Here is a 26,874-nt window from a genome sequence, read left to right as displayed (position 1 = left end):
TGAAAAGGTCCTTCGCTACGCTTAGGATGACAGTCTTTATCTACGCCTTCTCCACCTTCAGCACGCCCGGAATATCAACCCGCGCGGGCAGCGCACCGGTGCGGGCAAAATCGGCCCATAACTGCCGCACCTGCCGGCCGGCGGCATCGAATTCTTCCCAGTCGGCCTCGCCCAGCAGCGGCGTGGCAGCCCAGCTGGCGCGGTTGCCCAGCAAGAGCGGCAAGTCGACCACGTGCGCGGCCCCGAACGGACTGCCCGGCGGCTGATAGGTGAGCACAAACCGCCAGGTCCGGCCGCCCGCGCGGGCCTGGCGCGCCGCAAACGCCTGCGCCGGGCCCAGGTAGATGCGCCGCGAGGTGACTTCCGTAAGCAGGCGCACCACGTGGCGGCCCGCCACCGGCAGGCGCTGCAGCCAATTGAAAGTCGGGTCGATGACCGCAAAAAAGCGGGTTTCCTCCGCCGTTGCGCCGATGAGCACGTCGATGTGCGGGGCCACGGCGGCCCAGGTGGCGTCAATTTCGGTTTCGGGTGGGAGCGGGGCGGCGTCGTACTGAGGGCCGAAGGGCATGCCGCTTTTCAGGCCCTGCCAGCGGGCGGCCCGCACCACGGCGCTTTCGCGGGCCAGTACCTCGGCCACGGAGGCGGTGGGAAGGAGCGGGCCCACGGCCAGGCTCATGGCGCGCAGCATGCGCTGGCGGCCCCGGGTGAGGCCCAGTGGCGCGCTGTGCATGATGGCGCGTCGGAACAAACCGGCCGCCCCCTTCGTCAGCATGAGCTGAGCAATGGCATCGGCTCCCGAAGAATGGCCGAACAGGGAAACCAGGGCCGGGTCGCCACCGAAAGCGGCGATGTTGCGCTGCACCCAGCGCAGGGCTTCCAGCAAATCGAGCAAGCCCAGATTGGGCGGCGTGCTGCCGCTGCCCAGAAACCCAAACAGCCCCAGCCGGTACGTGACGGCCACGAATACGACGCGCTGCTCGGCTACCCAGGTGGCGGGGTCGTAGATGGCCAAGTCACCCGCGCCCGAAACGTAGGAGCCGCCGTGCACCCACACGATGACCGGCAGGCCTTCGCCCGGCCGGTAGTCGGCGGGCAGGGTGATGGACAGGCGCAGGCAGTCTTCGTCGAAGCTCAGGGCGGCAAACAGGTCGCCCATTACCTGGTCCACGCGCGGGTCGGCCAGCTGCGGGCAGGCGGGTGCGGGCGCCGTAGCTTGAATTGGTTCCGTGGCGGGTGGTTCGGGCTCCGGCGGCTGGAAGCGCGCGGCGCGGGCGTAGCGAATGCCCGTGGCGCGCAGCACCGGCCCATCGGCCCGGCCGATGATGGTGCCGGCGGGGGCGGTGAAGGTGGGCATGAGGATAGTGTTGGAGTGCGCGGTGCCGTGGCGCCTCACCCCCTGACCCCCTCTCCCCAAGGAGAGGAGGAACCGGCCATGCTCCTGACGACTGGCTCCCCTCTCCTTGGGGAGAGGGGCTGGGGGTGAGGCGCTACAGCAGGCGGCGCGTTGGAGAAAGCCTTAATGCAGCGCCCGCTTCTTGATAATGCCGCCCTGCGCATCGTCGATGCGATACTGCACGATAAAAGCGCGGGGGTCTACTTCCTGCACAGCGGTGCGCAGGGCGGGCAGCTCCAGGCGCGTGACGACGGTGAAAACGATGTCGCGCTCAATGCCCATTTCGCCGCGCTTGCCGTAGCCCGACTTGCCTTGGTACATCGTGACGCCCCGGCCCAGCTTTTCGGTGATGACCCGGCGGATGTCGTTGCTGTATTCCGACACGATGGTGACGCCCGTGTACTGCTCGATGCCGTTGAGCACGAACTCCAGCACGCGGGCAGCGGCGAAGTACGTGAGCATCGAATACAAGGCCGGCTCGGTGCCCAGCACCAGCACCGCCACGCCGAAGATGACGACGTTGAGAATCAGGATTAAGTCGCTGACTTTGAGCAGCACCAAGTAGCGGCTTACGAGTAGGGCGGCAATTTCGGTGCCGTCGAGCACGGCCCCGCCGCGCATGGCCAGCCCAATGCCTGCTCCAATAAATACCCCCCCGAACACGGCCGTCAGGAGTAGGTCGTGCGTCACGTCGGGGAAGGGAACCACGGCCAGCACCAGTGCCAGCCCACCAATGCCAATGGCGCTGCGCAAGGCAAAGCGCCGGCCCAGTTGGTTATAGCCCAAGGCAATAAAGGGTAGGTTGATGACCAGAATCAGAATGGACAGCGGCAGCCGGAAGCCCGTGGCCAGCAGCATTGAAACGCCCGTGACGCCGCCATCAATGAAGTGGCTCGAAAGCAGGAAAGATTTGAGCCCGAACGCGGCCGAAATAACCCCGGTGGCAATAAAGAGTGCGTTCTTGAACTCAGAGTTCGGGGCGTTATTGAATTGAGTAGGAGGGGAGTCGGTTGGCATCATAAGCTAGGAAAAGGAGCGAGGCGCGAAACCTCAGAACGTGGGCAATACAAAATGCAAGAACGTCATGCGGCGCTTGCCACATGACGTTCTGCTATACGAACAGCGGATGAATGGTTAGGCTTCGCGCGACAAAATGAGCACCGCGTAGGGCGCCACGCCGATGCGGCCGTGCCAGGCGTAGCCGTCGTATTCGCCCGCCTCGGCATCGACGCCGAAGCTGTCGAAATCGCCGAATTCACCATCATAGCCGCGCCAGTCGCTGTTGAAGCGCACCGTCCAGCGGCCGGGCCCGGGCAGGCCGATGGTGTAGTTTTCGCGGGCTTCGTTGGCGAAGTTGGCCAGCACGATGGTGGCGTCGTGGGGCGCGTCCGCGCTTTCATTCCAGCGGGCGAAGGCCACCAGCTTGTCGGCGTCGTTGACGTGAAAAACGTGGGTGTGCTGCCCGCTCAGGCCCCGGGTGGTGCCGTGGTAGTTGCGGCGCAGGCTGATGAGGTCGCGGTAGAGGTGCACCAGGCCGGCGCGGGTTTCCACGTGGGCCCACTCCAGCGGCTCGGCGTCGTTGAACTCGCCATCGGCCAGAAACTCCTGGCCCTGAAACAGCATCGGGATGCCCGGCGCCGTGAGCACCAGCGCGGCGCCCAGCGTGGTGCGCTTTTTGGAGAAGTAGCTGTCGGCCGCGCCGGGCATGATTTCGTCGGCCACGCGGTGCTTGCCGTTGGCCACCTCGTCGTGGCTTTCGGTGTAGATGACGCGGCGGAAGGCGTCGCCGTTGTAGCTCACGGCCAGGGCCTGGGCCACGGCCTGCATGTTGCGGTCGGCATCGAAGGGCGCGGTGAGGGCGTCCACGATGGGGTAGACAAACGAGCTGTCCCACTGCGAATCGAAGCCCTGGCCGCCGTGGGCCACGCTTTCGGTGATGCCGGCGTTGCCGCGCATGTCTTCCGCAATCGTGATTTTCCAGGGCATGGTCTGGTCGATTTCCTCGTTAATCCAGCGCATCAGGCTCCAGCCTTCGGGCAGGTCGGCGCCGGGGTCTTCCTCGCCCTTCACGTTGCGGATGAAGGCAATGGCGTCGGCTCGCAGGCCGTCGACGCGGTAGTCCTGCAGCCACATCAGAGCGTTGTCGCGGATGTACTGGCGCACTTCGGGACGGCCGTAGTCGGGGCGGTTGTGGCCCCAGGGCGTTTCGGCCTTCCAGTCGTTGTAGAAGTAGATGCCGCCGCCGTCGTTCTCGCTCCAGCCGTCGAACTGCCACAAGTCCAGGTCGCCGGGCCCGAAGTGGTTGTATACCACATCGAGCACCACGGCGATGCCATGCTGGTGGGCCGCTTTCACCAGTTCCTTGAAGGCCACCGGTCCGCCGTAGTCGCTTTCCAGCGCAAATGGGTTGGCCGGGTTGTAGCCCCAGGAGCGGCTACCCGGAAACTCGGTGGCCGGCAGCAACTCGATGCAGTTGATGCCCAGGTCGCGCAGGTAGGGCAGCTTTTCGGCCACATCGGCGAAGGTGCCCACTTTGTCGGCGTCGGGGGCGTTGAAGGTGCCCACGTGCAGCTCGTAAATCACCAGCTCATTCCAGGCCGGCATGTGAAATTCGTCGTCGGCCCAGTCAAAATGCGGGTCGTGCACCACCGACGAGCCGGCCGAGTTGGTCACCTGCCGGGCGTAGGGGTCGTTCCGGTCGAACTGCTGCTGGCCGTTGGTAATGTGGAATTTATACTCGTCGCCGGGCTTGGCGCCGGGCACGTCGAGCGCCCAGTAGCCGTCGCTTTCGTGCGTTAGCGGGTTTTTGTCAGCCTGCCACTCGTTGAAGGTGCCAATGACGGACACACCATCGGCGTGGGGCGCCCACACCCGGAAGGTGGTGCCCTCGGCGTGGGGCACGGCGCCCATGCCGGGCTGCGGCGCGGGCCCGGCGGGCTGGGGGGTAGGCTTGGGAGTAGCGGTATTGGGGGAAGTTTTGGCGCGGGGCGCCGGTTTGGAGGCGGAAATGGCAGTCATTTAAAAAAGCAAAGCCCCTTGCCCAGGCAGCCAGAAATTTGGCCGGTGCCAGGCAAGCGGTAGCTGAACAATACGCAACTGCCGAACTTTTGGCTAGCTCGGCCGCAGCCGTGGGGCCTAGGGGCTGTTGGTTAGGGGCCTGGCACCGGGCTTAATTGCTGGTTTGTTAAATTCTGCCGACCTTTTTGGGTATGGCCACTCCCACTCCCGCCGTCGAGGGCCGCACCACGCTCTACCACCGCCGCCACGCCAAGCAGCAGGTGGGCAAGTCGCTGGGGCATGTGGCGCCGGCCCTGGTGCTGTTTTTCGGTGTAGTTCCCATTCTCACGGGAGCTGAGCATTTTACCCTGTTGGGAGCCCTGGAAATAGCCGTGGGCGCTGCCTACCTCGTGCTGATGGTGCGCGAGATGCGCCACCTGCGCCACAATCCCTTCCACCGCGAGCCGATGGCCCGGCCGACGCGCTGGTGCACCGCATTGATGGCCAAAAGCACCGCATCTCGTTTGCCAACACGCACGATGGCGCCGCGCACCGCGACCGTCTGCTGGCGCACGCCGCCGGGCATTTGGCCCCTGCGCCAAAGGCAAACTAAACGCCTTTCGCAGCAACTTCGGCTGGCTATTTGGGGTTTTACAGGTAATCTTTGCCCCGCCCTTAACCTGCCCAATGCCCCGTCCCAAACCCGTTGTTTTTGGCCTCTACGGCTGGTCGCCTGAGTACGGCTTCCGCTACATTCACCCCGCCAACCGTCGCTCGTTTGAGTTGCTGGAGCCCGTAGGCAAGCTGTTCGAGAAAATCAGCGAAGACGAGGATGGCGAATGGATTACCATTCGCTACGACGAGCAGCAGTTTCTGGTGCGCCCCGAGCTGTTCAAGGAAATCTACCACAAGCCCAAGTTCAGCTTCGGCGATTCGGTGGAGGAGGTGACGCCCCAGCCGGGCCAGTACCGCCACTTCGGCCACGTGTCGGACGTGTTCTGGGATGAATCGACCGACTCGGCTTCCTTTCAGATTGTGGAGCGCAAGCGCAAGCTGCCGCGCGTGTTCCAGGCCAGCGAACTGCGGGCCGATTAGTCGGATTTGGCGCCACGTCAACCTAAATTTCAGCCTTCAAGCCAAGCTACGTCCATGTCTGCTCCCCGCCCCATGCCCAATTCGTACTGGGCTACCCCCTTGCTGCTAGCCTGCGAATACCCCGGCGACCTGACTGACGCCAAGGCCGTGGCTAAGCTGGATGTGCTGCTGGCGGCGGGCATCCGCGACTTCTACGACCTGACCGAACCGGGCGAGCTGCGGCCCTACGAAGCCCTGTTGCAGCAGCGGGCCACCCACCACGGCCTGGAACCGGGGCAGGTGCGTTACCGCCGGTTTCCGGTGACGGACATGGATGTGCCCAGCGACGAACGGCTGGCCGAAGTGCTGGAAGCCTTGGCCGACAGCGCGGCGGCGGGCCGGCGGGCGGCGGTGCATTGCTGGGGTGGCATTGGCCGCACCGGGGTGGTGGTAGGCTGCCATTTGCAGCAAGCCCTTGGCTTGAGCGGCGAAGAAGCCCTGGCGCACATTGCCCGCGAGTGGCAAACCGTGGCCAAGGTATACCGCGAACCAACCTCGCCTCAGACTCCGGCTCAGTTTGCGTTCGTGCGGCAGTACCGGACCGGCGCCTAAACGCCCAGCCAGATGCCCGCCACCACGCCGGCCACGCCCAGCGCCAGCAGCAGCGCATACAGCGGCCACACGTAGCGCAGCCATTGGTCGAAGCGAATGCCGCAGATGGCCAGGATGGCCAGCAGGGAGCCGTTGGTGGGCGTGATGAGTTCGCACAGCCCGGCGGCGTATTGAAACGCCAGCACCACCACCTGGCGGGAGAGGCCGATAATATCGGCCAGCGGGGCGAACAGGGGCATGGTGAGCGTGGCTTGCCCGCTGACGCTGGGCACGGGCAGGTGCAGGGCGGTCTGCACCACCATCATGCCCAGCGCCGAGAGCGTGACCGGCAGGTTCCCCAGTGGTGCCGACAGCGCCTGCACGATGGTGTCGACGATGTGGCCCTGCTCCAGCACCACGAAAATGGCGCGGGCAAACCCAATCAGCAGCGCCGAAAAGGCAATGTCGCGGAAGCCCGTCACGAAGCCCTCGGCCGTGCCCGAGAGGCCCAGCCCGCCCAGCAGCCCGGCCCCCACGCCCAGCACGAAAAACAGCGCGCCCATCTGGTCGAAGTCCCAGCCCAGGCTCACCACCCCGTAGCCGAAGATGCTGAAGCACACCAGCAGCAACAGCAGCACCAGCCCGTGGCGCCCAGCCCCGCGGGCATCGGCGGCCACTTCATCGGTGGTGATTTCCGGGGCCACGCGGTGGCGAATGGCGTGGCGCATCACGCCGGCTATCCAGAGGGCCACGGCGGGCAGCAACAGCGCCAGCCGGTAGCCGCCGCCCGAGAGCAGCGGCAGTTGCGCCAGTTTCTGGGCCACACCCACCTGGAAGGGGTTTATGGGGCTAAAGGCAGCGCCCACGATGGCCGCGCCCAGGCTGGCCGCCACCGCCGTGATAACGGGGTAGCCCAGCCGCCGCATGAGCACCAGCAGCACCGGGATGAGAGGCACAATTTCTTCGCCCATATTCTCCAGTGCGCCCATGGTGGCGAAAAGCAGGCTGATGATGGGGATAACGAGCACTTCGCGGCCGTGGGCGCGGGCCAGCAGCCAGTCCACGCCGTGGCGCAGGGCGCCCGTCTGGTCGAGCACGGTGAAAGCGCCGCCGGCCAGGAAAATCAGGAAGATGACGCCCGCCGCGTCGGCCATGCCCTTGGGAATGTCCACCAACATGTCGAGCGGGCTTACGGGGGTGGCTGGCACGCGCTGATAGGAGCCAGGTACCACCACCTCGCGGCCGGTGGCCTCGTTTTTCTGGCGGGCAAACTGGCCGGCGGGCAGCACGTAGCTCAGGGCCGCGGCCAGTATGATGAAGCCCACCAGCAAGACGAGCGGGTGGGGGAAGCGAAAGGTGTTCATAGGAAAAAGCCGGGCAACGCCCACAAAAACGCGGTGCGAAGGTAGAGACGCGACACTTCGCGTCTCCTCGTTGAACGGCAAACGGCTGAATGAGCAGGGACACAATACCCCGAACGGCGCGGTTCTGGTCGTTCAACGTGGAGACGCGAAGTGTCGCGTCTATACATCGTTCGGCCGCCTAAGGCCGGTACTCGAAATGCGTTTGGACCGTGGTGTGGCCGTGCGCTTCGTTCCAGAAATAGAACGCTGCGCCGGCCACGGCCAGCCCCAGCAGCACCAGGAGCAACACCTTCCAGAACGAGAGTGGGCGCGAGCCGGACACCTTGCCCGTCTGCCCGTTCACCAGGAAATGGTAGAGCTTGCCGCGGTAGGTGTAGGCGCACAGCCACAGCGGCAGCAGCAAGTGCTTGAACGACTCGTAGCTGAGCGAAGTGTCCACGTGCAGGCCGCGTTGGGTATCGCCGCCCAGCAACTCGGAGCAGGCGTCGCGCTCGCGCTGGCGGATGATGTCGTGCGCCTGGGCCCGGCCGGCGTGCAGGTCGAGGTCGTACACCTCGGCTTCCCAGCCCAAGAGCACACGCGGGTCGTAGTCTACCACCTCCTGCAGGTCGTAGTCGAGCACTTCTTCGGCGTTTTTGTGGTGGCGGGTGAGGCCGCGCGAGGCCGGCAGCAGCAGGTCGTCGTAGAAGTCGTCGTGGGTGCCGCTTTGGTAGCTCCAGTTGGTGCGGCGCTCCTGGCGGGTCACGGTGCGGCCTTTGCCGTCGGTGTCGCTCACGGTCACATAATAATAGTCGCCGCGCTCGCCGTCCCAGTCGGAATGCGCTTGGGCATCAAAGGTCCAGAAGGGGAGGTAGATGCCGTGCAGGTTGTCGAGGTTGGCGGCCTTGGCCAGGTCGTTGGGCGCCAGCCAGCTCGTCCCAATCCAGCCCCGAAACCGCTCCACGGCCGCCGCCCGGCTCAGGCGGAAGGGCAGCACCCCGGCGGGCTCAATCAGGCGGGTGCGCTGGGCCTCGGGGTTGATGGCTCGGCTGCCGCAGAAGCCGCAGTTCAACGTGGGGGCATCGGCGGCCACGCGGGTGCGAGCCCCGCAGCTGGGGCAGCTGAAAAGCTGCTGTTCCACGTAGCGGCTGGGGTCCAGCTCCTGGCCGATTTCGCCGGTTAGCTCGTTTTCCTTCAGGCGGTTTTGGCTGAACTCTAGCGCCTGCGTGGCCCCGCAGTGGGTGCAGCCCAGCTGCTGGGTATCAGCCTGAAATACCAACTGGGCCCCGCAACCGGCGCAGGGCGCCCGCAGCAGGTCGGTTTCGCGCAATTGGCGCAGCGTGGCTTCGGTGGCGGGGTCCATCGGGGGAGAATATTTATGATGCCGCGAAAGCTACTTGCGGGTTTCGTTCTGGCGTGGGGCCTCACCCCCTGACCCCCTTTCCCAAAGGAGAGGAAGCACCGGTTTTGCACTGACGACTGGCCCCCCTCTCCCTTGGGAGAGGGGCTGGGGGCGAGGCCCCACGCCAGAACGAAACCCGCGAGTTATCTGACTTTCCAGCTAGCTACAGCCGCGCCAACAGCTCCGCCTTCTTGGTGTTGAATTCCTCCTCGGTCAGAATGCCGTCGGCTTTCAGCTGGCCCAAGTCGCGGAGCAGCTGCATCACCTGTTCCTTGCTGGGGCCGGCGGCTGGGGCGGCCGCCGGGGCGGTGGGCGCGGTGGCTTGGCCCATCATGTTGCCCAGGCCGCCCAGCAGCACGGCCGCCCCGCCAATGCCGCCTTCCTGCTCGGCGGCTTTCTCCACGGCCAAGCCGGCCTGGAACTGCTGGAAGCGGGCCATGTCGCCGGCCATGTTCATCTGCGAAGTCTTGTCGAGGAAGGCTTCAACTTCGGCCGGCAGGCTGGCGTTTTCGAGGTAGAAGCGCGTGAGCTCCAGGCCGTAGGCGCCGAAATCGTCTTGCAGCAGTGGGCGCAGCCGCTCGCCCAGCTCCTGGTAGTTGCGGGCCAGGTCGAGCACCGACACGTTGGCCTCGGCCAGGGTGTCGGAAAATTTATTGACGATGGCCGAGCGCAGCTGCCCTTCCACATCGGCGATGCGCACGAGGGAGTTAGTGCCGGCAAATTCGGTCAGAAACTTAGCCGGCTCGCTCACGCGCAGGGCGAAGGTGCCGAAGGCGCGTATCCGCACCTGCTTGAACTCCGGGTCGCGGAGGATGACGGGGTTGGGCGTGCCCCACTTCAGGTTGGTGAACTGCTTGGTGGACACAAAGTAAACGTCGACTTTGAAGGGCGACTCGAAGCCGTATTTCCAGCCGCGTAGGGTGGTGAGCACGGGCATGTTGGCGGTGCTGAGCACGTGGCGGCCGGGGCCGTACACGTCGGCCACGCGGCCTTCGTCGAGCAAGATGGCCACCTGCGACTCGCGCACCACGAGCTGGGCGCCGTTTTTGATGTTATTCTCGTGGTCGGGAAATTTCCAGATGACGGTATCGGTTGAGTTATCAACCCAGTCGATAATCTCAATCAGCTCGTTGCGAATAAAGTCGAAGAGGCCCATGCGGCGGCAAGCAAGGTGGATGTATTTTGGTGCAACCTAAGGAGAAAAACCGACAACCGAAACGGCCCGCTACCATCGGTTCTACCGCCTGTTTATTTTCATGAATTTCACCGATTTTAAAGCCCTGCACCAGCGCCGCCAGGCCGAGCACCTCGCCCGGCACGGCACCCGCCTGGCCGAGCGCCAGGAAGACAGCTTCGACCTGACGCTGTATGCCGTGGCGGGCTTCTACGCCGAAATCTGGCGCAGCCGCGGCGAAGAGCACATCCTCTTCATCCACGTGTTCCAGAAGCCCGCGGGCCTGGGCGACTACCTGCGGCTGGTGCAACTGCCCAGCGGCCTCTAAAGTCCTTGCGCCGCCCCGGCAGCGTAGCCGGTGCCAGAAAAACATTAGATGCGGCACCTGTTACTACTACTAGGGTTACTGCTGAGCCTGGCCCGGCCGGCTTCTGCTCAAACCAAACCCGCCCCGCGCTCGCCCGAGTCCTTTGGCTACCGCCGCCTGGTGGTCATGTTCGGGCGCGACAGCGTGCAGGTGCTGCTTATGGCGAAGCCCGGCGAGGAGCAGCGGAAGAAGCCGTTGCTGCTCTGGGAGCAGGGCTCGCTCCCCATGCCCCTGGTGCTCTACGACGAGCGCGGGGCCTTCCCGGTGTTTCCCTTCCGGCCCAAAAAGGTGCTCGAAACCTGCCACCTGGCCATCATCAGCAAGCCTGGCCTGCCGCTCACCTTCGACGTGACGGGGCAGAATCCCAACGTCATCTTTCAGCAGACCCAGCCGCCGGCCTACTACTGCGCCCGCAACTACCTCGACTACTACGTGCGGCGCGACGAGGCCGTGCTGCGCTACCTCAAAAAGCAGCCCTGGGTGGATGCGGCACATGTCGTTATCGGCGGGCACTCGCAGGGCACGGCGGTGGTGGCGCACTTGGCGGCCGTGCCGGGCCTCGTGAGCCGGGCCGTGTACTTGAGCGGCAACCCGCTGGGCCGCCTCATGTCGATGCTGGCCCAGGCCCGGCAGGAAGCCGACACGGCGGCGGCGGGCTGGATTTTCCGCCGCTGGCAGCAGGTGGTGGCCGACCCTACTGTTGCTGACTGCAAGGGCGACGACCCGCGCAACACCTACGGCTTCGGCACCTCCGAAATGCCGGTGCTGCTGCGCACCAAAGTACCCATGTTCATCGGCTTCGGCACCCTCGACAGCGGCGTGGCCGGCGACGACCACCTGCGCCTGGAAGCCACGCGGCAGCACCGCACCAACTTCACCTTCCGGGAGTACCCCGGCCGCGAACACAACTTCTTCGGCATGAAAAACGGGCGGGTCAATTACGACGACTTCTACTGGGAGCAGGTGGGGGAGGACTTTTTGCGCTGGGCGGGCCTGTGGCCGCAATAGCTGGCACGGCCGCGGGCGGGCTTTACTTCTCCAGCCGGTCCACGTCGGTGAGCTGGCCCTTGTTCTGCATGGTTTTCAGCTCGAACTGGCTTAGCGTGAAGGACTCTTTGCTGTACTTGGCGGGGTCGTTGAGCTCGTCGAGGGCGTTGCGCTGGTTGATGGTGTACTCGTTGGGCACCACGTCCACGGTGGGGCCTTTCACGGCCACTACTTTCAGCAGCGAGTAGGTTTTGTCATCTTCCTTGGTCCGAACCGTGTAGATGTCGCCCACGCGCGGATTTTCCAGGAAAGCCTTGTCTTCGCGGTCGTTGCGGGCGCCCATCAGAGCCCCCACGCAGATGAGCACCGCGATGACGCCCAGGCCGGCCCAGTGCAGCAGCGGGGAGCGGGTGTCCTGCTTCAGCGCCTTGGCCGGCTCGCGCACCTCGGCGGGCATGACTTTCTCCTCCCAAGCCTGCTGGCAGTGCTCGCATTGGGCCACGATGGGCTTGCTGTAGGGAAACAGCGGAATCCAGTAGATGTGGGCGTAGCGGCTGAAAACGCTGGCGTTCACACTATCCATCGTTGAGCAGTTGGGGCAGGCCACGCCGGGCAAAGGGGCGGTGCGCACGTGCGAACCGTTGGTTCCGTAGAAAATCATGAAAGGGTAGGGGTTTTAGCCAGAGGCGCTGGAAAGGAATTGATGAAGACGGGTAAAGTTAGGAGGGATTTGGGGCAGCGGCGCGAGCCGTAGCGCGAACTTTGTGGTTCGCGTGCCAGCACAACAATCATCGAATCGGCGTGGGGACGCGAACTACAAAGTTCGCGCTACAACTTGCCCCCGCTGCTACCTTGCCGGGCATGAAACGCCTTTTGCCGCTCGCCTTCGCCTTGGTCAAGTTCGTGTCGGGCTACTTCCTCATCAGCCCGCAATACGAGCTGCAGCGCGACGAATACCTGTACCTCAACCAGGGCCAGCACCTGGCCTGGGGCTACCTGGAGGTGCCGCCGCTGCTGGCCGCGCAGGGCTGGCTGACGCTGGCGCTGGGCGGGGGCGAGGGCTGGGTGCATTTCTGGCCGTTTCTGTGGGGCGCGGCCACGGTGTATCTGGTGGTGCGGCTGGCCGGGCGGCTGGGCGCGGGCTGGTTTGGGCAGGCGCTGGCGGGCACCTGCTACCTGGCGGCGGCCTTTGCTCGGCTCAACCTGCTGTTTCAGCCCAATTCGTTCGAGGTGTTTGGGTTTGTGCTGGCGCTGTATGCGTTGGTGGGCTTCGGGCAGGAAAAGCGGCCGCGCTACCTCTACCTGCTGGGCGCGGCGCTGGGCCTGGGCTTGCTGAACAAGTACACCACGCTGTTTTTCATCGCGGCGCTGGGCGGCGCGCTGCTGCTCACCCCCTGGCGCCGGCTGCTGCTGAACCGGCATTTTTGGGGCGCGGCGGCGCTGGCGCTACTGCTGTGGCTGCCGAACGCGCTGTGGCAAATCCGGCACGGCATTCCGTTTGTGCACCACATGGCCCTGCTCAAGGAAAGCCAGCTGATGCACGTCAACCCTCTCGATTTCTGGAAAGCGCAGCTGCTGATGAACCTGCCCGCTACCTGGGTATGGCTACCCGGCCTGCTGGCCTTGCTGCTGAGCCGGGCGTTTCGGCCGTATCGGGCTGTGGGGTGGGTATCGGTGCTGGGCGTGGGGTTGCTGGCCGCGCTGCACGGCAAAGATTATTATGCGTTGGGCTACTACCCGGTGCTGTACGCCTTCGGGGCCGTGTGGTGGGAGGCGCGGCTGCGCCCGTCGCAGCGGGTGGTGCGGCCGGTTGGCTTTGGCTGGCGGCCGGCTTTGCAGGTGGCTTTGGTGCTGCTGCCGCTGGCCTTCCCCATCTTTTTCGCGCCCATTTTGTTCCCCTTGTATAGCCCCGCTACCATGGCCGCGCTACAGCCCAAATACGCCTCGCTGGGCGTATACCGCTGGGAAGACGGCCAAAACCACGCCCTGCCGCAGGACTACGCCGACATGCGCGGCTGGCGCGAACTGGCCGACAAAACCTGGGCCGCTTACCAAAGCCTGCCCGCCGCGGCCCGCGCCCACACGCTCATTCACTGCGTCAACTACGGCCAGGCCAGCGCCATCAACTACTTCAACCGCCACCGCAAGCTACCCATTGCCAACAGCCTCAACGGCAGCTTCATTTACTGGTACCCGCCACTTGACTCCTGCCAGGCCATCCTCATCATCGACGACGAGCCGCACCTTGAATTAGCGCCGCGCTTTGCCTCCTACCGCCGCGTCGCCGCCATCACGGACCCTTATGCCCGCGAGCGGGGCACAGCCATCACCATCGGCCTGCGGCCCGACAGCGCCGTACTGGCTCAGATTCGGCGGGAGCGTCAGGCCGAGCTGGATGCCTGGGAAGGCCCCACGGCGCCAAAATAGCTCTGGGGGCGGCGCGAAGCCGGTGCTAACGGATTGGACTGGCGTGGCATTTATTGGCGGGCAGCAATATCTTGCTGCTGCGAAACCGACCGCTGTTTTCGCAGCACGCCCCAGCTACCTCCTTTTCTGCATGCGCCACCCCCTTTCCGTTGCCTTCCTGGCCCTGGTCATCGCCCACGCCAGCCTGTCCACTGCCGAGGCCCAGGCCGCGCCTGATGTGCTGGCTCCGGCCCGGCAACACTTTCTGCACCAGGAATACGGCGCGGCCAGTGCCAGCTACCAAAAGGGCCTCAAGCAAACGAGCGGCAAAGCGCGGGACTATTACCAGGCGGCGCAGGCCGCTGCCCGCAACCACGAGCCGAAGCGGGCCCTGGATTGGCTAAGCCAGGCTGTGGCCAAGGGGTATTTCTCCGAAGCGCAGCTGCGGGCGGAGGCGGATTTTGCCTCGCTAGAGTCCCAATCCACCTGGCCGCGGTTGCTGGCGCAGGCCCGCACCAAGCAACAGCAGCACGAAGCAGCCTTCGACCCGGCCCTGGTAGCCTTGCTGAAGAAAATTCAATTCCAGGACCAGCAATACCGGATAGAGGCCGAGGCGGCCGAGCGAAAATTCGGCATCAATGCCCCGCAGATAGCCGAAGCCATGCGGCGGCAGGCGCCCGTGGACATCCGGCTGGCCCGGCAGGTCGACAGCCTGATTGCCCGGCATGGGTATCCGGGCCGGTCGCTGGTGGGCGAGTACCAGAAAAGTGCGGCCTTTCTGGTGCTTCAGCACAACCCCGATGAAAAATACTTGCCCTTGCTGACGGCGGCGGCCGATAAAAAAGAGTTGGCGTGGTCGTCGGTGGCCATTTTTATCGACCGCATCAAGAAGGAGCGGGGCGAGCCGCAGGTCTACGGCTCGCAGTTCCGGGGCGAGGCCGATGGGCACTACCAACTCCAACCTATCGAAGACGAGCCCAATGTGGACGTGCGCCGGGCCAAGGTGGGGCTGCCACCCCTAGCGGAGTATTTGCAGCACTGGGGCATTGCCTACCAAGTGCCCACCGCCACGCACAACCCCAACCCGCCCACGCTCTACGCTCCGTCGGCCGCGGCGCCAGTGGTGGCAGCCCGCGAGGCGTCGGCGGTGGAATTAATTGGGAGCTACGAGGCGCTCAAGGCCCAGGTGCAGTACCCGGCCGACGCGCGGGCCAAGCAGGTGCGGGGCAAGGTGACGCTTCAAATGCGAATAGACCCAGCGGGCGTGCCGCAAGACGTGATGGTGGTCAAAGGGCTGGGCTACGGCTGCGACGAGGAGGCCCTGCGCGTCATGCGCGCCGCGCGCTACCAGAACGCAGCGGGGCAAGACCACGAAATCCGCGTGAGCCTGCCTTTTCCCTACGAGCCGGCCCAGGAAGAGAAGTAGCAAACGAAACGCGACCGTCAGGCCGCACTTTAGACCAAGCAACATTCTTGCTCCAACCCAGCTTATTGGCTGAATTCGGAATGCTGCTAACCCCCAAACGGAAACTCGGCCAGGCTTTCCCACGGCCCGTTGCGGTAGGCCCACAGGTGCAGCCCCGTGCCCTGGGCCTCAAAGGGTACGAATGTGGCTTGCAGTTCGGCTAGTAGCTGGCGGGCTTCTGCGGGGTCTACTTTGTTTTGGATGGTGACGTGGGGCTGCAGCTTCTGCCGGTCCTGGGGCGTGAGGTGGGCGGCGAAGGCGGTTTGCAGCCGGCGGTGCAGGGCGCGCAGCTCGTCGTTTTCGAGGGTGAAGGCCACGCCCCGGCCCAGCGAGCGCAGGCCGGCCACTTGCAGCGGCAACGGCTTCTGTTCGCGGCTGAAGTGGCGCAGCTCCTCGCTCACGGTGGCCAGTTCCGGGCCGGGCAAGTGGTGAAACAGCGTGAGGTGGGCAGCGAGGTAGTTTATTTTTGGTGGGAAGTGCTGTTGCCGCAGGTCGTTGAAATACGTCTGTGAGGTGGCATCAAGCGTGAGGGTGAGGATGAGCGGGGCGTCGTCGGGTTGGGACATGGAGCAGGATAAGCAGAAGGCTAAAGCGGGTACGCAAATCCGCTAACCGGCGCTGCACTGCGGGTATATTCAGCAGGGCATTTGACAAGGGGGCTAATAAGTAAAAAGGCTGATTTTCGTCGGTTTTAGGCTGTTTTTTCGGACTTTATTTCGCGCCAAAAGCGTTGAGCTATTATCCGTCACCAACCCGGTTTTATGCTGACTTCTGGCTCGCTCGTTGCCCTTTCCGATACCTTGCTTACCGACGTGCCCGCGCCCGCCCTGGCGCCCCGCACGCACTCGGCCAAGCTGTGGCTGCCGCAGCGCGTGGTGTTCACGCCCGACGCCCTCGACGAAGAATTTGGCCAGCAAATTCTGGCTCGCGTCACGGCCCAGAACCTGGAAGTGGAGCTGCTGAAAAGCAACCGCCTCACCGGCCTGCGCGACCCCGGCGGCGACGTGCGCGCCACCTACCGCACCGCCAAAAACACCCTGGCCGTGGTGAAGGCCCCCGCCGGTGCCCTGCGCCTGCAGCCCACTCCGCCCTCGGCCGACTGGCAGCTGAACTTGGCCGAAGGCTGCCCCGCTCACTGCCAGTACTGCTACTTGGCCGGCTCGCTCAGCGGCCCGCCCGTGGTCAAGGCCTTTGCCAACCTGCCCCAGCTGCTGCAAAACACCGCCAGCTACGAGCAGGCCGGCCGCGTGGTAAGCTTCGAAGCCAGTTGCTACACCGACGTGCTGGGCATCGAGCACCTCACCGGTAGCTTGGCCGCGGCCGTGCGTCACTTCAGCCAGCGCGAAGGTGCCCAGCTGCGCTTCGTGAGCAAGTACAACCATATCGACTCCCTGCTGAGCCTGCCGCACCAAGGCCGCACCCGCGCCCGTTTCTCGCTGAACGCCGAGCCGGTGGTGCGGCGCCTCGAAGGTGGCACCGCTTCGGTCGAAGCCCGCATTCAGGCCCTGCGCCGGCTGGCCTTGCCGGTGGGCGAGGGCGGGGGTGGCTACCGCGTGGGCGTGGTGCTGGCCCCCATCATGCCCATTCCCGACTGGCAGCAGCACTACACCGACCTGTTCGACCGCCTGCAACAGGCCCTGGATTTCGACTGCGACCTGACCGTGGAGTTCATCACCCACCGCTTCACGCCCGGCTCGAAAGACGTGCTGCTGCAGTGGTACCCCAACACCAGCCTCGACTTGAGCGAGGACGGCCGCGCTGTGAAGCGCAACAAATTCGGCGGCCTCAAATACGTGTACCAGCCCGAGCAGATGAAGGCCATGAAGGCGTGGTTCTACGCCGAGTGGCAGCGCCGCTTCCCCCATGCGCCGGTGCAGTACTGGACGTAAGCGTAAGCCCTGTCATTGCGAGCGAAGCGCGGCACCCGAAGGACAGCGTAGCTAATCCATCCTGTTCTCAGCGACCAACCTAATACTATGACAAAGCCCCTGCGCCATTGTGGTGCCGGGGCTTTCTGGTAAAAGGAAGTCTCTGGTTTTGGCAGGACGGATTAGCTACGCTGTCCTTCGGGTGCTTCGCTCTGCTCGCAATGACAGTTCCGCGCCCTGATTATGCTGCATTCCTCACGAAGCGCAGCGTTATTTGCTGCATGCTTCCCTACACCCTCGTCATCCAAAACGCCGCGCAGGTGCTCACCCTGGCCGGCGGCCCCACCGACCGCCCCCTGGCCGGCGCCGACCTGAACAACTGGCTCATCATCGAAAATGGCTACGTGGCCTGCCAAGGCGATAAAATTGCCGCCGTGGGTCCAATGGCAGCGTTGGATACTACTTACATAACCCCCGAAACCCGCGTGGTAGACGCCACCGGCCGTGTGGTGATGCCCGGCCTGGTAGAATGCCACACCCACCTCGTTTTCGGCGGCAACCGGGCCCACGAGTTCGAGCGCAAGCTGCGCGGCGAAAGCTACCTCGACATTCTGGCCAGTGGCGGCGGCATCCTGAGCACCGTGCGGGCCACCCGCGCCGCCTCGGAAGAGGAGCTGATGGAAAACGCCCTGCACCACCTCGAAGGATTTCGCCACTACGGCATCACCACGCTCGAAGCCAAGAGCGGCTACGGCCTCGACCGCGACACCGAGCTACGGCTGGTGCGGGTGGCCCGCGCGGCCGGGGGCCGGCAGCCGGTGCGGGTGGTGCCCACCTTCCTGGGCGCCCACGTGGTGCCGCCCGAGTTCAAGGAAGCCGGCCCGCGCGCTTACGTCGATTTCATACTGCGCGAAGTGCTGTCTGACCTGAAAGGGGAGGCGGCTTTTGTGGATATTTTCTGCGAGGAAGGGGCTTTTCCGCTGAACGTGGCGCGCTATTTCCTGGGGCAGGCCCACAAAATGGGCTTCGGCCTGAAAATCCACGCCGAGCAGCTGCACGACCTCGGCGGCTGCGAAATGGCCGCCGAGCTGGGTGCCACCAGCGTCGACCACTGCGACTACCTCACGCCCGCCGCCGCCGCCCGCATTGCCCAGCAAACCGATGGGCGCACCGTGGCCGTGCTGCTGCCGCTGGTGCCCTTGTTTCTGCGGCAGGAGAAATACGCGCCGGGCCGTGAGTTCATCGAAAATGGCCTGCCCGTGGCCCTGAGTACCGATTTTAACCCGGGCTCCTGCCCCAGCAAAAACCTGTGGCTTGCCCTATCAGTCGCCTGCCTCAAGATGGGGTTCACGCCCAAAGAAGCCGTGGCTGCCGCCACCCTCAACGCCGCCTGGGCCATTGGCCACGCTGCCGACTGTGGCAGCCTGGAACCCGGCAAGCGCGCCGACCTGCTGGTGCTTAACGTGGGCAGCGTGGCCGAAATTCCGTACTGGCTGGGCGAAAACCCGGTGCGCGAGGTGGTGATTGGGGGCGAGAGCGCCTGACTGGCTGCCTGAACAAGCAGCACGTGTACCCCGAAGCTTTGCTTCGGCTCGGCGAACGATGCAGCCGCGAGCCGAAGCGGAGCTTCGGGGTACCCGTGCTGGCTCATCCCACCCCACATACTGGTCACAACTGCTGCACTAGCTGCGCCAATTCAGCGGCCGTATAGGCCTTTAGCGCGGGAGCGTACACCGCATTCCGGCGCCAGATGTAGCGTTCCGCCGCGAAATAAAGCTGACCGTCGCGCAACTGCTGCACAATGACTTGCGTGTCGGTGCCTTCGGGCAGATGGTTTTGCCACAGCGTGGGGTCGGCGGTGGCGAAGGTGCGGCTGAGGCTGGTGTAGCCCACCGGGCGGAGGTACACCCGGGTTTCGGTGGCGCCGGCGGGCACGCGCACCTGGGCCGTGGTCCAGTTTGCGTTGTTCACGGGGCGCCAGTACTGGTCGAAATTCAGCCAGCTGATGGTGTCAAGCGGAAAATTGACGCTGTAGAATCCCCCGCTTGGGCGAACCGGGGCCCAGCCCGTGGCCCCGCCCTGTATGGCCGGCTGCCAGCCAACGGAATCGGCCGCGCCATTCACCGCCGCGTTTCTATTCAGGGGCATGGCCCACAGAAACATGCGGGTGGTGTCGAGGCCCGCCGTGGGAACGGGCGCGCTGAGCCGGGGCCAGCCCGGCGTGGCCGGCCCCGAGCCAATGAACGGACTGCTCCAGCGCAGGCGGGTGTTGCCCTGCCAAACCTGCACGTTGTATTCGCCGCCCGACACCAGCAGCTGGGCCGAGGAAACCGCCAGGTTGGTGTGCATACCCGTGAGCAGCATGTCGCCCACCGTGCGCAGCTCGCGCACCCGCAGCGTGGCCGTACCCGTGGCCAGGGCATTGTTGGGCAGTGCCAACGAGTTGGCTGCGAATGCGATGGTGGCGCCGCCGCGGGTGCGCAAGGTTTGCGCCTGGCCCAGATTTACAGTGAACGTCTGCACGGCAGGCGCAAAGGGCCTGGTGGCCGCCGCCAACGAATCGGCCGCCGGGGTGTAGAGCACCAGGTCGTCTTGGCGGCAACTACTGGCCAGCAGCGTCACGCCCAGACCTGTTAGCACAAGTCGGTTCATAAAAAAAGTGCGGTTGGGCCGGAGCCGGGAGGCGCTAGGGCAGGTCGTAGGACACGCCCAGCAGCGCCGTGGCGCCGAACAGGTGGCGAATGGAATAACCGCTCACCGGCTTGGCCAGCGGCGTGAGCAGGTAGCTGGCGGTGGGCTGAGCCAACAGCTGCCAGGGCCCGGCCAGCCGGTAGCGCACCTCGGCCCCGAGGCTGGCGGCCAGGCTCAGGCTGCGGTAGGGGCTGCCCGAGGCGCGCCAGGCCTGGGGCTGGCAGGCGCAGGCCGAGCCTTCGGTGGTGGTGCCGCCGAGGTAGATGGCGGCATCGATGCCCCCGAGCAAGCCCACCTGCCAGCGCGGCCCGGTGGTCCAGGCGTAGCCGGCCCGCAGCGGCACCGTCAGAAACCGGTAGGTGTCGCGCTGGCGGATGGTGGTGCCATCGGTCCGGCTGAGGCTGTCGAGAAAGGCAAAGTCGTAGTTGGACCGCGTGATTTGGGAAGCATTCACCTGGCGCAGGGCCAGCTGGGTGGCGTATTCGGCATAGCCCAGGCCGGCGCTCAGGGTCCAGTGGGGCGTGAGGGTGCGGCGTACGCTCAACTGCGCGCCGTAGCCCAGGGCCGGGCGTTCCAATCCGGAGCTAGAGGTTGTGGTGGTTGAAACAACAACCGGTCTGATGTTGCCGCTCGAAGTAGCGGGCGAGGTGGGGGCAGGGGCGAGGGTGGTAAGAGTGGTGTAGGAAAGCGGCGACGAGCCCAGGTGGCGGTAGGTCAGGCCCGGCCCCGCCACAAATTGCACCGCCCACCGCGACACAACGGTGGGCACCAGCGGCGGCAGGGCCGGTACCTCTACTGGCTTAGGGGCGGCCGGGGTGGCCCCACCGGGCAATTGTAGGCTTATCAGACGTGCGTTGAGCCACTCCCACTGAGCGGTTGGGCTCACATCGGGCTGCGCTGCCGCAATGGCTGGCTCCGAGGGGGCTGATGCCGGAACTGTTCCAGCTGTGGCGGACACCACTCTGGTAGCTCCTTGGGGCGAAGTAGAAGAAGCCGGCCGGCCGGTGGCAACGGGCTCAAGCGCCGCTGGAGTTACGGGCGCGAAAGTCGTTGTAGAGGAACGTGGCGTGGCCGACCGCGAAGCCCGAACCGTAGCCGCCGTGCCCAGCGAGACAGCGCCACCTGGCTGCCCTGTTGTTGCCGGCTCATGCCCCAGGCCAGCTGCTCGCGTTGGGCGCACCAAGGGCCGCGTCCGGGCTATCGAAGCTTTGGAACCGACTCCGGCCAGCGCCCGTTTGGGCCGGACGGTGCGGCCAGCTGTTGCCGTAGTCCCGGCCGAAGCTGAGGCCGCAGGCGCAGCGGCCGGTCTTGCCCCGGCTTCTGCGGCCGGTGCTGGTGTGGCCGAAGCCACTGCACGCGGCCCGGGGCTAGCAGCAGGGGCCTCACCCGGCACCCCGGCACCTAGCCTCGTCGGCATCGCGCCCGAAGCCGAACCAGCAGAGCTCGTCGCCGTCACTGCGCTGGAAGCTTCGCCTGCTGGCGCTGTGGCAATTGAGTTATTCGACTGCTTATTTGACCCATTAAGAACCGATTCTGCTGCCGGCCCGCGCCGCGCCGCCACGCCCGTTTGCACGGCCGAATGGCCTGCGCGCTGCCACTGCCAAGTGGCCAGCGAGGCCACCACAAACAGCAGGCTGAGCAGCGCCAGGCTGGCCCGCCAGCGCCGCCGGCGCGGCACGGCTACCGGGGGCGGCAGCTGCTGCCGGATGCCGGCCCACATATCGGGCGGCGGCTCCTGGCCGTAGTCGGCCAGGCGCTTGCGCAGGGCGTCGTACAAATCTTGGGGTGTAGGGTCAGACATGGTAATTCGGGATTTTTAGGGCCGCCAGGCGGGTTTCGAGCAGGCGCCGGGCGCGGGCCAGCTGCGATTTGCTGGTGCCTTCGGCAATGCCCAGCAGCTCGCCGATTTCCTGGTGCGAGTAGCCCTCCACGGCGTAGAGGTTGAGCACGGTGCGGTAGCCGGGCGGCAGGGTGGCCATCAGCGCCACCAGGTCGTCGGCGGCCAGCTGGTCCACAGCCGAAGGCTCAGCCGTGGGCAGGCCGTCGGCCAGCTCGTCGAGGGCGTCGCCGCTGGGGCCGGGGTGGCGCAGGCGGTACTGCTCCACGGCGTGCAGCGAGGTGGTGACGGCAATGCGGCGCGCCCAGCCCTCAAACGGCCCCTGGCCGCGGTACTGGTCGAGGCGGGTGAAAATTTTAACGAACGTGTTTTGCAGCGCGTCCTCCGCCTCGGCCCGGTTGGGGCAATAGCGCAGGCATACACCCATCAGGTTGTACGACAGTTTTTTATAGAGCTGGTATTGCGCCGCCGACTCGCCACGCCGGCACGCCGCCAGCAGCGCTTCATCGACGGTGACAATGGAAGGCGGCATGTAGAAAGCAGATGGCAAAGCCGGCTGTACAGGACCGGCTGTGTGGAGCCATGACCGGTGGCCGGCCCACGCGGTTGCACGGGGTCTAAAGATATTTTGAAATCAATTGCCGCCCGGGGGCCGCGCCCTCTGCATCTGAATAAGCCGTATTCTTGCTCTCGAAATCCCACCACGCTCCGAACATCCTTCTTCCATGCGCTACTTCCACGTCGACGCCTTCGCCCAAACGCCCTTCACCGGCAATCCCGCCGGCGTGTGCCCCCTCGATGCTTGGCCCGCCGCCACGCTCATGCAGCAAATTGCCGCCGAAAACCACCTGGCCGAAACCGCCTTCATTGTGCCCCGCGCCGGCACAGCGGCCGAGTACGACATCCGCTGGTTCACGCCCGCTGTCGAAATCGACCTCTGCGGCCACGCCACCCTGGCCTCGGCCCACGTGCTGTTTACCCACCTCGGCTTCACCGAAAAGCAAATCACCTTCCACAGCCAAAGCGGCCCTCTGCGCGTGACCCGCGAAGCCGACGGCCGCCTCACGCTGGACTTTCCCTCGCGCCCACCGCAGGAACTCACCACGCACCCCACCGGCCTCACCGATGCGCTGGGCGCCACGCCGCTCCGGGTGCTGGCCGCCCGCGACCTGCTGGTGACGTTCAATTCCGAAGCCGAAGTGCGAGCACTCAAGCCCGACATGGCCCGCCTGGCCGCGCTGGAGTACGTGGGCGTCATCGCCACCGCGCCCGGCACCGGCGAGCTGGATTTCGTGTCGCGCTTCTTCGGCCCCCGCGTGGGCGTGCCCGAAGACCCCGTCACCGGCTCGGCCCACAGCACGCTCATCCCGTACTGGGCCGAAAAGCTGGGCAAAACCGAGCTGCGCGCCCGCCAGATTTCACCCCGCGGCGGCGACCTGTGGTGCCGCCTGCGCGGCGACCGGGTCGACATCAGCGGCTACGCGGTGACGTATGCAGCGGGGGAGCTGCTTATTTAAAAGTTAAAGTTTTTGGCGAAGCCGAAGGCGGTAAGGAGAATGGTAAGCGGCGTCGGCCGGCCGTAGCCGGCCTGCTCTAAGCGGGCTGACGTGCGAGGGTAACGGTTCGGCTTGGTTCCAATGTACTATTTTTTCAAAAACCGAGTCGGTATGGAAATTGGTTTTTGTTTGCCATGCCCACAGTTCGCCATTTGCGCGATAGGCAGCTATGTCTAATAGTTGTGAGGTCACCGCGTCGCTTACCATACCGCCTTGCCGGATGGATAGTTTAGCAACCCAATTCTCTGGATAAACCGGCTGATTATCGACCCTATGGGGGCCGTTCCGGGCCAGTAGTTCCCAGGGTTGACCCGGGATGGAATCACGCACAAATACTGCTACTAAATCATGGTCGTTTGGAGAGGCAATCAAACGCGAATAAGAAATCAAGTCTTCAAAGCAGGCGGCTGAAGCCTGAATTAACAGAAAGTCTTGTTGGTAGTGAGTACAGGAAGGACCTCCCTGCCAGCTGTCAGAGAATTTAGATTTCAACAGCTTAAAGGTTGTATTCCCAATTCGAGCATTGGGCTTGAAGTGAAAAGCGGACTGCTGAAAGTGAATGAGCCGGAACCCCAGGTAGCCATAAGCCAGCAGATAAATAGCTGCAGCTAACCGAAAGATGGCAAGCGTCGAAATCCGAGGGAAGAAGCTAAAGCCAGTTAGCCGTTTGCGGCCACGCCAGAGAGGCTGAAGCGCATGGGGCAAAGCAGACATCATTTGATGAGAGTTTATTCCTTAACGCTTTTGACGCTGGTTTTCTTGCCCGCTCCCGTGCTGGCGCCCACCCGCTCGGGGTTCTCGGCCAGGAACTTGCCCCAGCTTTTGCCGCCGCTGGCCGTCACGTTGTTGCCCTTCATGTAGTGGTGGCAGAGGGCCACGGCCAGAGCATCGGTGGCGTCGAGGAACTTGCTGGCTTCGGCCACGGGCGGCAGCGTGAGCGTCTGGCGCAGCATGTGGGCCACCTGCTCTTTGGTGGCCGAGCCCGAGCCCGTGACGGACTGCTTCACCTTGGTGGGCGCGTACTCCACGTAGGGAATCTGGCGGGAAAGGGCAGCGGCAATGGCCACGCCCTGGGCCCGGCCCAACTTCAACATGCTCTGCACGTTGACGCCGAAGAAAGGGGCTTCGATGGCCAACTCGTCGGGCAGGTACTCGTCGATGAGCTCCAGCATGCGGTCGAAAATCCGCTTTAGCTTTACGGCATGGTTCGACCCCAAGGCCTTCATGTTGATGACGTCGTAGCACAGCACGTCCACGCGCTGGCCGCGCACCTCAATCAGGGCGTAGCCCATAATCTGGGTGCCGGGGTCGACGCCCAGAATAATCTTGGGCAGCAGCTCGATGGCGGGAACGGGACGGGGGCGTTGGGGGGCAGGCATCTCACACAAAGTTACGACCCCGGGCAGCCCGGGGCACCAGCCGAGGAGCTGGTTCCGGCCAACACCGTGCCGAGCCCGAAAGGTCCGGGCGGCAAGCCAGAACCCGAGCCCGAAACGCGCCGCGCCCGGCAGTGGCGTCGCCTGGTGTTTTGGGGCAAGGTGGGCGTTACACTGCTCACGCTGGGCTTGCTCTACAACAGCATCTTCGCGGCGCCAGACACGGCCGCGGCCTGGCGGCAGCTGCTCGGCGCTACCCTGCGCGGGGCCGGGCGCGGGCCGGTGCTACTGGCCCTGGCCCTGGTGCCGCTCAACTGGGGCCTAGAGGCCTGGAAGTGGCACCGCTTGGCCCAGCACCTGGAGCCCGTCACGTTCGGGCGCAGCTTCCGGGCAGTGCTGGTGGGCCTCACGCTGGGCTTTGCCACCCCCAACCGGGTGGGCGACTACGCCGGCCGCATCATCGAGCTCAAAAGCCGCCGGGTGAGTGCGTTGGGGGCGGTTTTTCTGGGGCGCTACTGCCAGTTGGTGGCCACGGTGCTGGCGGGCGTGGCAGGCCTGCTGTATTTTCTGCTGAAATTCTACTTGAAAGGCTACCCGGCCGCCGGGCTGGGCGTAAGCGTGTCGGCGGTGCTCCTATGTGCCTTGGTGCTGGTTCCGCTGTACCGGTCGCGGCTGCTGCTGGCGGCGCTGGGGCTGTGGCGGCCGTTGCGGCGGTTTCGGCCGGCGCTGGCCATCATGCCCACCTACCCGGCGCGGGCGCTCACGGCGGTGCTGGCCATTTCGGGGCTGCGCTACGGGGTGTTTTGCGCCCAGTTTCTGCTGCTGCTGGGAGCCTATGGCGTGGGCGGGCCGTTGGGGCCGGGGCTGGCGGCCGTGGCGGGCACGTTTTTGCTGAAGTCGCTGGTGCCCTCGCTTAATGCACTAGCTGACGTGGGCGTGCGCGAGCTGTCGGCCACGCACTTGTTTGGGCTGCTGGGTCAGCCGGCGTTGCCGGTGCTCTCGGCCAGCCTCAGCCTGTGGGTCATCAATATCGCCCTGCCCAGCGCGGCCGGCCTGCTGCTGGTGCCCGGCCTGCGCGTGCTCCGCGAAAAGCGCGCCGGCCGGTGATGCTGGCGGCTGGAATTAGCCTGCTGGTGCTGCCGGCGCTGTATGCGGGCCTGATGGGCTGGTTGCGCGGGGGGTGGGATGCTTCGCTCAATGAAGAATTAGGAATGAGAAATGAGGAATGGGGGACGGCTGAAAATTCTTCATTCCTCCATTCCGCATCAGGCGAAGCGCCCACCTTCTCTATCCTCATCGCCGCCCGCAACGAGGCCGAAAACTTGCCTCAGCTACTGAGCGACTTAGCTGCTCAAACGCTGCCGGCGGCGCAGTTTGAAGTCCTCATCGCCGACGACCATTCCACCGACGCCACAGCAGCGCTGGTGGCTGCGGCTGCGGCCGCTTCAGCGTTTCCGCTGCGTTTGGTCAGGCTTCCGGCGGCTGAAACCGGTAAGAAAGCGGCCTTGCAAGCTGCCCTGCAAACGGCCCGCGCGCCCTGGCTGGTGTGTACCGATGCCGACTGCCGCCTCGGCCCTGGCTGGCTGGCGGCCTACGCGGCGCTCATCGCCCAAAAGCCCAACGCCAATTTCATCAGCGGGCCGGTGCTGCTCACGGGGCTCGATACGCATTTCGCCCGGCTCATGGGGCTGGAATTTGCCGGGCTGGTGGGCGTGGGCGGCGCCTGCCTGGCCCGGCAGTGGCCCACCATGTGCAACGGCGCCAACCTGGCCTACCGGCGCGCCGCCTTTGCGGCCGTGGGCGGCTTTGCCGACAACGCCCACCTGGCCAGTGGCGACGACGAGTTTCTGCTCCACAAAATCCACGCGGCCTTTCCCGGCACCACGTTTTTCCTGGCCGATGTGGCCGCCGTTGTGCGCACGGCCGCGCCGCCCACGCTGCGGGCGCTGCTGCGGCAGCGGGTGCGCTGGGCCAGCAAGTGGCGGCACTACCAAAGCCCGGCTTCGCGCCGCCTGGCGCTGCTCGTGCTGGGTGCCAACGTGGCCCTGGCTGCCGGGGCAGGGGCGGGGCTGGTGTGGCCGGTGCTGTGGCCTTGGGTGCTGGCCGCCTGGGCGCTCAAGCTGGGCGCCGATGCCTGGCTGATGGCGCCGGTGCTGCGGTTTTTGGGGCGCCGCCGGTGGCTACCGCTGCTGCCGCTGCTGCAGGTGCTCTATGCGCCCTATGCGCTGGGCGTGGGCCTGGCCGGGCTGCGCGGCGGCTACCAGTGGAAGGGGCGGGCGGTGAAGTAGTTATACTCGCAGAGAATTTGCTGAAAAATGGCAGCCGCGGGGCTTGGATGGTAAATTTG

At 65.2% G+C, this 26,874-nt stretch carries 25 protein-coding genes; 12 read left to right on the top strand and 13 right to left on the bottom strand.

Going from position 1 to position 26,874, the window contains the following annotated elements; all coding sequences use genetic code 11:
* Positions 1 to 40: 40 nt before the first annotated feature.
* From MTP16_RS21725 to MTP16_RS21715, 3 genes are all read right to left on the bottom strand, one after another.
* Positions 41 to 1,354, bottom strand: a complete 1,314-nt coding sequence (locus MTP16_RS21725) for a carboxylesterase family protein (RefSeq protein WP_243513849.1) — start codon at positions 1,352 to 1,354, stop codon at positions 41 to 43.
* A gap of 162 nt (positions 1,355 to 1,516) precedes the next feature.
* Positions 1,517 to 2,413 (bottom strand): YitT family protein, encoded by an 897-nt coding sequence (locus MTP16_RS21720; RefSeq protein ID WP_243513842.1) that lies wholly within the window; start codon positions 2,411 to 2,413, stop codon positions 1,517 to 1,519.
* Positions 2,414 to 2,527: 114 nt separating this feature from the next.
* Positions 2,528 to 4,411, bottom strand: coding sequence for an alpha-amylase family glycosyl hydrolase (locus tag MTP16_RS21715; RefSeq protein ID WP_243513839.1), 1,884 nt, complete (start codon positions 4,409 to 4,411; stop codon positions 2,528 to 2,530).
* A gap of 191 nt (positions 4,412 to 4,602) precedes the next feature.
* Here MTP16_RS21715 and MTP16_RS21710 point away from each other — a divergent pair, with 191 nt between their 5' ends.
* The 3 genes from MTP16_RS21710 to MTP16_RS21700 are packed head-to-tail and all read left to right on the top strand — an operon-like array spanning position 4,603 to position 6,076.
* Complete coding sequence (locus MTP16_RS21710) at positions 4,603 to 5,127, top strand: hypothetical protein (protein WP_243513832.1); 525 nt, start codon at positions 4,603 to 4,605, stop codon at positions 5,125 to 5,127.
* The gene (locus MTP16_RS21705) at positions 5,078 to 5,485 is read left to right on the top strand and encodes a DUF6960 family protein (RefSeq protein WP_243513830.1); all 408 of its coding nucleotides are present in this window, start codon (positions 5,078 to 5,080) and stop codon (positions 5,483 to 5,485) included. Before MTP16_RS21710 ends, MTP16_RS21705 begins: the two co-directional genes overlap by 50 nt.
* 54 nt (positions 5,486 to 5,539) lie before the next feature.
* The gene (locus MTP16_RS21700) at positions 5,540 to 6,076 is read left to right on the top strand and encodes a protein-tyrosine phosphatase family protein (RefSeq protein WP_243513829.1); all 537 of its coding nucleotides are present in this window, start codon (positions 5,540 to 5,542) and stop codon (positions 6,074 to 6,076) included.
* Here MTP16_RS21700 and MTP16_RS21695 read toward each other — a convergent pair.
* From MTP16_RS21695 to MTP16_RS21685, 3 genes are all read right to left on the bottom strand, one after another.
* The gene (locus tag MTP16_RS21695; protein WP_243513826.1) at positions 6,073 to 7,419 is read right to left on the bottom strand and encodes a YfcC family protein; all 1,347 of its coding nucleotides are present in this window, start codon (positions 7,417 to 7,419) and stop codon (positions 6,073 to 6,075) included. The genes MTP16_RS21700 and MTP16_RS21695 overlap by 4 nt on opposite strands.
* A 178-nt stretch (positions 7,420 to 7,597) precedes the next feature.
* A complete protein-coding gene (locus tag MTP16_RS21690) occupies positions 7,598 to 8,761 on the bottom strand; it encodes a hypothetical protein (RefSeq protein ID WP_243513823.1) in 1,164 nt (387 codons plus the stop codon).
* 202 nt (positions 8,762 to 8,963) lie between these two features.
* A complete protein-coding gene (locus MTP16_RS21685) occupies positions 8,964 to 9,956 on the bottom strand; it encodes an SPFH domain-containing protein (protein ID WP_243513819.1) in 993 nt (330 codons plus the stop codon).
* A 100-nt stretch (positions 9,957 to 10,056) separates the two neighbouring features.
* Here MTP16_RS21685 and MTP16_RS21680 point away from each other — a divergent pair, with 100 nt between their 5' ends.
* Both MTP16_RS21680 and MTP16_RS21675 read left to right on the top strand, forming a co-directional pair.
* Positions 10,057 to 10,302: a hypothetical protein gene (locus tag MTP16_RS21680; protein WP_243513816.1), complete on the top strand. Its 246-nt coding sequence runs from the start codon at positions 10,057 to 10,059 to the stop codon at positions 10,300 to 10,302.
* A gap of 48 nt (positions 10,303 to 10,350) precedes the next feature.
* Entirely contained in the window at positions 10,351 to 11,349 is a 999-nt protein-coding gene (locus MTP16_RS21675) for an alpha/beta hydrolase family protein (RefSeq protein WP_243513813.1), read from the top strand.
* A 22-nt stretch (positions 11,350 to 11,371) separates the two neighbouring features.
* Here MTP16_RS21675 and MTP16_RS21670 read toward each other — a convergent pair whose 3' ends face one another.
* Complete coding sequence (locus MTP16_RS21670) at positions 11,372 to 11,989, bottom strand: hypothetical protein (RefSeq protein WP_243513810.1); 618 nt, start codon at positions 11,987 to 11,989, stop codon at positions 11,372 to 11,374.
* 200 nt (positions 11,990 to 12,189) lie between these two features.
* On the opposite strand from MTP16_RS21670, the gene MTP16_RS21665 reads away from it, so the two are divergent.
* Both MTP16_RS21665 and MTP16_RS21660 read left to right on the top strand, forming a co-directional pair.
* Positions 12,190 to 13,755, top strand: coding sequence for a glycosyltransferase family 39 protein (locus MTP16_RS21665; RefSeq protein ID WP_243513808.1), 1,566 nt, complete (start codon positions 12,190 to 12,192; stop codon positions 13,753 to 13,755).
* Positions 13,756 to 13,885: 130 nt separating this feature from the next.
* A complete protein-coding gene (locus MTP16_RS21660; protein WP_243513805.1) occupies positions 13,886 to 15,160 on the top strand; it encodes an energy transducer TonB in 1,275 nt (424 codons plus the stop codon).
* A gap of 86 nt (positions 15,161 to 15,246) precedes the next feature.
* Here MTP16_RS21660 and MTP16_RS21655 read toward each other — a convergent pair whose 3' ends face one another.
* Complete coding sequence (locus MTP16_RS21655; RefSeq protein WP_243513802.1) at positions 15,247 to 15,765, bottom strand: 2'-5' RNA ligase family protein; 519 nt, start codon at positions 15,763 to 15,765, stop codon at positions 15,247 to 15,249.
* Positions 15,766 to 15,960: 195 nt separating this feature from the next.
* Between MTP16_RS21655 and MTP16_RS21650 the strand changes: the two genes are divergently transcribed.
* Complete coding sequence (locus MTP16_RS21650) at positions 15,961 to 17,088, top strand: spore photoproduct lyase family protein (protein ID WP_243513801.1); 1,128 nt, start codon at positions 15,961 to 15,963, stop codon at positions 17,086 to 17,088.
* Between the two features lie 260 nt (positions 17,089 to 17,348).
* Positions 17,349 to 18,611, top strand: a complete 1,263-nt coding sequence (gene hutI, locus MTP16_RS21645; protein ID WP_243513800.1) for an imidazolonepropionase — start codon at positions 17,349 to 17,351, stop codon at positions 18,609 to 18,611.
* A gap of 124 nt (positions 18,612 to 18,735) precedes the next feature.
* On the opposite strand, the gene MTP16_RS21640 is transcribed toward hutI, so the two are convergent.
* Genes MTP16_RS21640 through MTP16_RS21630 form a run of 3 tightly spaced genes read right to left on the bottom strand, consistent with a single transcriptional unit; the run spans position 18,736 to position 22,127 of the window.
* On the bottom strand, positions 18,736 to 19,719 hold the full coding sequence (locus tag MTP16_RS21640; protein ID WP_243513799.1) for a hypothetical protein: 984 nt from the start codon (positions 19,717 to 19,719) through the stop codon (positions 18,736 to 18,738).
* 34 nt (positions 19,720 to 19,753) lie between these two features.
* Positions 19,754 to 21,559 (bottom strand): outer membrane beta-barrel protein, encoded by a 1,806-nt coding sequence (locus MTP16_RS21635; RefSeq protein WP_243513798.1) that lies wholly within the window; start codon positions 21,557 to 21,559, stop codon positions 19,754 to 19,756.
* Positions 21,552 to 22,127, bottom strand: a complete 576-nt coding sequence (locus MTP16_RS21630) for an RNA polymerase sigma factor (RefSeq protein WP_243513797.1) — start codon at positions 22,125 to 22,127, stop codon at positions 21,552 to 21,554. The genes MTP16_RS21635 and MTP16_RS21630 overlap by 8 nt, the downstream gene beginning before the upstream one ends.
* Before the next feature lie 193 nt (positions 22,128 to 22,320).
* Here MTP16_RS21630 and MTP16_RS21625 point away from each other — a divergent pair, with 193 nt between their 5' ends.
* Positions 22,321 to 23,112, top strand: coding sequence for a PhzF family phenazine biosynthesis protein (locus tag MTP16_RS21625; protein WP_243513796.1), 792 nt, complete (start codon positions 22,321 to 22,323; stop codon positions 23,110 to 23,112).
* A gap of 3 nt (positions 23,113 to 23,115) precedes the next feature.
* Here the strand turns inward: MTP16_RS21625 and MTP16_RS21620 are convergent, their stop codons facing one another.
* Positions 23,116 to 23,868: a hypothetical protein gene (locus MTP16_RS21620; protein WP_243513795.1), complete on the bottom strand. Its 753-nt coding sequence runs from the start codon at positions 23,866 to 23,868 to the stop codon at positions 23,116 to 23,118.
* 11 nt (positions 23,869 to 23,879) lie between these two features.
* Positions 23,880 to 24,530, bottom strand: a complete 651-nt coding sequence (gene ruvC / locus MTP16_RS21615) for a crossover junction endodeoxyribonuclease RuvC (RefSeq protein WP_262922650.1) — start codon at positions 24,528 to 24,530, stop codon at positions 23,880 to 23,882.
* 66 nt (positions 24,531 to 24,596) lie between these two features.
* On the opposite strand from ruvC, the gene MTP16_RS21610 reads away from it, so the two are divergent.
* Positions 24,597 to 25,634: a lysylphosphatidylglycerol synthase transmembrane domain-containing protein gene (locus MTP16_RS21610; RefSeq protein ID WP_243513794.1), complete on the top strand. Its 1,038-nt coding sequence runs from the start codon at positions 24,597 to 24,599 to the stop codon at positions 25,632 to 25,634.
* Positions 25,634 to 26,815 carry a glycosyltransferase gene (locus MTP16_RS21605; RefSeq protein ID WP_243513791.1) on the top strand — a complete coding sequence of 394 codons (1,182 nt, stop codon included), beginning with the start codon at positions 25,634 to 25,636 and terminating at the stop codon, positions 26,813 to 26,815. The genes MTP16_RS21610 and MTP16_RS21605 overlap by 1 nt, the downstream gene beginning before the upstream one ends.
* Positions 26,816 to 26,874 lie beyond the last annotated feature (59 nt).

The organism is Hymenobacter monticola, assembly GCF_022811645.1.
In the GTDB taxonomy this organism is placed as follows: Bacteria; Bacteroidota; Bacteroidia; order Cytophagales; family Hymenobacteraceae; genus Hymenobacter; species Hymenobacter monticola.
The sequence above is the reverse complement of the archived record's forward strand: the minus strand, read 5'-3'. Positions and strand labels throughout refer to the sequence as shown.

Coding starts and splice junctions, on each gene's coding strand:
- MTP16_RS21640 (WP_243513799.1), bottom strand. CDS start 19,719: ATGAACCGACTTGTGCTAACAGGTCTGGGCGTGACGCTGCTGGCCAGT.
- MTP16_RS21670 (WP_243513810.1), bottom strand. CDS start 11,989: ATGATTTTCTACGGAACCAACGGTTCGCACGTGCGCACCGCCCCTTTG.
- MTP16_RS21635 (WP_243513798.1), bottom strand. CDS start 21,559: ATGTCTGACCCTACACCCCAAGATTTGTACGACGCCCTGCGCAAGCGC.
- MTP16_RS21625 (WP_243513796.1), top strand. CDS start 22,321: ATGCGCTACTTCCACGTCGACGCCTTCGCCCAAACGCCCTTCACCGGC.
- MTP16_RS21715 (WP_243513839.1), bottom strand. CDS start 4,411: ATGACTGCCATTTCCGCCTCCAAACCGGCGCCCCGCGCCAAAACTTCC.
- ruvC (WP_262922650.1), bottom strand. CDS start 24,530: ATGCCTGCCCCCCAACGCCCCCGTCCCGTTCCCGCCATCGAGCTGCTG.
- MTP16_RS21690 (WP_243513823.1), bottom strand. CDS start 8,761: ATGGACCCCGCCACCGAAGCCACGCTGCGCCAATTGCGCGAAACCGAC.
- MTP16_RS21605 (WP_243513791.1), top strand. CDS start 25,634: ATGCTGGCGGCTGGAATTAGCCTGCTGGTGCTGCCGGCGCTGTATGCG.
- MTP16_RS21620 (WP_243513795.1), bottom strand. CDS start 23,868: ATGATGTCTGCTTTGCCCCATGCGCTTCAGCCTCTCTGGCGTGGCCGC.
- MTP16_RS21650 (WP_243513801.1), top strand. CDS start 15,961: ATGCTGACTTCTGGCTCGCTCGTTGCCCTTTCCGATACCTTGCTTACC.
- MTP16_RS21675 (WP_243513813.1), top strand. CDS start 10,351: ATGCGGCACCTGTTACTACTACTAGGGTTACTGCTGAGCCTGGCCCGG.
- MTP16_RS21630 (WP_243513797.1), bottom strand. CDS start 22,127: ATGCCGCCTTCCATTGTCACCGTCGATGAAGCGCTGCTGGCGGCGTGC.
- MTP16_RS21655 (WP_243513802.1), bottom strand. CDS start 15,765: ATGTCCCAACCCGACGACGCCCCGCTCATCCTCACCCTCACGCTTGAT.
- MTP16_RS21680 (WP_243513816.1), top strand. CDS start 10,057: ATGAATTTCACCGATTTTAAAGCCCTGCACCAGCGCCGCCAGGCCGAG.
- MTP16_RS21665 (WP_243513808.1), top strand. CDS start 12,190: ATGAAACGCCTTTTGCCGCTCGCCTTCGCCTTGGTCAAGTTCGTGTCG.
- MTP16_RS21710 (WP_243513832.1), top strand. CDS start 4,603: ATGGCCACTCCCACTCCCGCCGTCGAGGGCCGCACCACGCTCTACCAC.
- MTP16_RS21695 (WP_243513826.1), bottom strand. CDS start 7,419: ATGAACACCTTTCGCTTCCCCCACCCGCTCGTCTTGCTGGTGGGCTTC.
- MTP16_RS21660 (WP_243513805.1), top strand. CDS start 13,886: ATGCGCCACCCCCTTTCCGTTGCCTTCCTGGCCCTGGTCATCGCCCAC.
- hutI (WP_243513800.1), top strand. CDS start 17,349: ATGCTTCCCTACACCCTCGTCATCCAAAACGCCGCGCAGGTGCTCACC.
- MTP16_RS21685 (WP_243513819.1), bottom strand. CDS start 9,956: ATGGGCCTCTTCGACTTTATTCGCAACGAGCTGATTGAGATTATCGAC.
- MTP16_RS21705 (WP_243513830.1), top strand. CDS start 5,078: ATGCCCCGTCCCAAACCCGTTGTTTTTGGCCTCTACGGCTGGTCGCCT.
- MTP16_RS21720 (WP_243513842.1), bottom strand. CDS start 2,413: ATGATGCCAACCGACTCCCCTCCTACTCAATTCAATAACGCCCCGAAC.
- MTP16_RS21700 (WP_243513829.1), top strand. CDS start 5,540: ATGTCTGCTCCCCGCCCCATGCCCAATTCGTACTGGGCTACCCCCTTG.
- MTP16_RS21725 (WP_243513849.1), bottom strand. CDS start 1,354: ATGCCCACCTTCACCGCCCCCGCCGGCACCATCATCGGCCGGGCCGAT.